The sequence below is a fragment of the Aerococcus sp. L_32 genome (assembly GCF_050689315.1).
In genome coordinates this window covers 1-1,825 of sequence record NZ_JBOEQF010000384.1, presented here as the reverse complement: position 1 = coordinate 1,825, position 1,825 = coordinate 1, and the positions used below count along the sequence as shown (strand labels likewise).

At 34.7% G+C, this 1,825-nt stretch carries 2 protein-coding genes and 2 tRNA genes; all 4 read right to left on the bottom strand.

Going from position 1 to position 1,825, the window contains the following annotated elements:
- Window positions 1–33 precede the first annotated feature (33 nt).
- The 4 genes from mreD to ACRCJ0_RS13175 all read right to left on the bottom strand — a co-directional run bounded on the left by mreD (window position 34) and on the right by ACRCJ0_RS13175 (window position 1,818).
- Window positions 34–555, bottom strand: a complete 522-nt coding sequence (gene mreD / locus ACRCJ0_RS13190; protein ID WP_016897566.1) for a rod shape-determining protein MreD — start codon at window positions 553–555, stop codon at window positions 34–36.
- Between the two features lie 10 nt (window positions 556–565).
- Entirely contained in the window at window positions 566–1,483 is a 918-nt protein-coding gene (gene mreC / locus ACRCJ0_RS13185; RefSeq protein WP_419971105.1) for a rod shape-determining protein MreC, read from the bottom strand.
- Window positions 1,484–1,655: 172 nt separating this feature from the next.
- Window positions 1,656–1,727 (bottom strand) — tRNA-Glu (locus ACRCJ0_RS13180).
- Window positions 1,728–1,745: 18 nt separating this feature from the next.
- Window positions 1,746–1,818: transfer RNA gene (locus ACRCJ0_RS13175), tRNA-Phe, on the bottom strand.
- Window positions 1,819–1,825 lie beyond the last annotated feature (7 nt).

The window sequence follows — 1,825 nt, the reverse complement described above, 5'->3', positions numbered from 1 at the left end:
TATTATAATCATTTTTTAATTTTTAATCAAGTATTATTTTTCAAACCAAATAACTAATTTCTGAATTAGCCAAATAAAGATAAAACCTAAAAAGGCATTGAATAATAACGACGGAATATAGTTCTGACTTAAAAAGTAATAATAGCTACTACTATGTATATCGATTAAGTAGTATAAAGCATAGATAAAATGCGTATACACGGTATAAACAATTAGGATCCATAACCAAATCGTATAAAAGTTCATTGGGAATTTTTTTATAACCGCCCGAGTAAGTATTACTATCATGGGGAATAAGAATAAATTAACCCCAAGTATCGAAGAATAATAAGCGTCGTATATAAAACCTATGATAATACTCACAAGGAATATTTTTGAATCATTTATTAAATAAACCGCCAATAAGGTAATCACAATCAGTGTGAATTGTGGACTGATCTGAAATTTTTCACTACCCAAACTATATGACAACATGGTCATCACGCTACCATCCAGTAATAAAATAAAGAACACAAAGGTAGGGATCAAAAAATTGTTCTTAAAGAAATGTAACATACTGACCTCCCTATTCTCCTGTATCTGTAGATGCAGCGGAGGATTCAGCAGCCTGATCTTCACTATCAGCTGATATATCACTTGAACTTTCATTCAAGGTCATGATAACCAATACTGAACGGATATCTTTGAAGTCTGCAGCAGGTTTTACTTTCACTGACTGAGATAAACCAAAGTTATCAGAAGATGCTGATGTTACTTCTCCAATGATTAAACCTTCTGGAGATACACCACCTAAACCACTTGTAGTGACCGTATTTCCTTCAGAAACTTTTGCATCATTCGGCACTTGTTTAAGGATTAATTCCTGTGTCTTTTCATCATAGTCAGATAAAATCCCAGACACGATACCATCATCCGTTTGAATACTTACAGCTACGTTCTTCATTTGATTATTCTCAGTAATCAATAACTGCACTTTTGAACTCGTAGCAGAGACTTCCGTTACATGCCCTACAAGGCCACTCTCTGTCATCACAGACATGTTCTCTTCAATACCACTATTAGTCCCTACATCGATTGTAATTGAGTCTAACCAGGTATCTGGAGATCTAGAAATAACAGAAGAAGCAATAACATTCTTACCAACTAATGAAGGTTGTAAATCAAGTAAGGCAGATAGCTCTTCATTTTCACTTTGTAATATCTCATTTTGAGCTTCCAGTTCCTCTAGTGAAGAAATTTGGCTTTTCAATCGTTGGTTATCTTCGTATGTGTTCATTAAATCGTTAATTGAATCTGTAAAGCGCATCATCGCATTCGTTGGTGTAGAAACAAATCTACCCACAACTGCGGTCACATCATTCACCCATAAAATTGGTTTGGGCATCTGTGATTGACTAAATATAGAGTAGGCAATCATACTGAATGAAGTGATGACACTAACAAGCAGGACAATTAATTTTTTATTCTCAAAAAATCGTCGCAATATTATCCATCCCTTCACTTACATATGGTATTTATTATATCAAAGTCTTAAGTTAATTTGTAATGTTTATCCATGCAAATCTATTCTTAATATTTATTTTAGGATAATCTTAAGACAATATAAAATAGAAAAACAAAAAAGAGAAGCTTTCGCCTCCCTTTTTTAATTATGATGACCCGTACGGGACTCGAACCCGTGTTACCGCCGTGAAAGGGCGGTGTCTTAACCGCTTGACCAACGGGCCAGTATAAAAATATTGCTATGGTCCGAGACAGATTTGAACTGCCGACACCTTGAGCTTCAATCAAGTGCTCTACCAACTGAGCTATCAGACCTTAATCA